General features: G+C 59.0%; 1 pseudogene. It reads left to right on the top strand.

Annotated elements, in window-relative coordinates:
- Positions 1-256 (top strand): annotated as a pseudogene (locus AC4HNJ_RS22045) (transcriptional repressor); the annotation flags it as partial.

Below are 256 nucleotides of genomic sequence, written 5' to 3'. Positions count from 1 at the left end.
GGAAGTGCTGGAGCTGATCGCGGCAGCCGGCAAGCCGGTCAAAGCGTACGACTTGCTCGATCACCTGCGTGAGCACCACGGAAATGCCGCACCTCCCACGGTCTACCGCGCGCTGGATTTCCTGCTGGAGCACGGCTTCATCCATAAGCTGTAATCCATCAATGCTTTCGTCTCGAGCCATCACCCGGCCGAGGCACACCAGGTTCCTTTCCTGATTTGCGATGTCTGTTCCAGCGCCCAGGAAGTCTGTGATGAG

It is taken from the genome of Dyella sp. SYSU CM1112, assembly GCF_058216415.1.
The sequence above is the reverse complement of the archived record's forward strand: the minus strand, read 5'-3'. Positions and strand labels throughout refer to the sequence as shown.